This is a genomic window from Vibrio sp. 10N.222.55.C6 (assembly GCF_041473395.1).
Taxonomy (GTDB): Bacteria; Pseudomonadota; Gammaproteobacteria; order Enterobacterales; family Vibrionaceae; genus Vibrio; species Vibrio crassostreae_C.
Genome location: NZ_JBFRSD010000932.1, coordinates 1 through 310 on the forward strand (window position 1 = coordinate 1; position 310 = coordinate 310).

At 41.0% G+C, this 310-nt stretch carries 1 pseudogene; it reads left to right on the forward strand.

From position 1 onward, the window contains the following. Positions 1-132, forward strand: a pseudogene (locus tag AB4486_RS26915) (DNA mismatch repair protein MutT); the annotation flags it as partial. Between the last annotated feature and the right edge of the window lie 178 nt (positions 133-310).

Consider the following 310-nt stretch of genomic DNA (forward strand, 5'->3'; position numbering starts at 1 on the left):
AACCCCGACAGCTACCCGTTTAACCGCCAATTGGTCGGTACTCTGATCGGAAAGCAAGGTTTGGAGCTCACTCAGTTAGAAGGCAACTATGGCCCTGTCCACAAGCCCGAGATCTTCTTTTCGAAAAGCTAGATCAATTCAAACATAAAAACGCCCAACTCAATTGAATTGGGCGTTTTGCTTTCACTTTTATTTTTCTTAATTAAGCCAACTGCGTTGTTAGTTGCTCTTTGTACCTATGATTCATTCTCATACTTTTAAAACGAACCTGTATTAAAAGAAACCCAACGGATTAGTATCGTAGCTGATC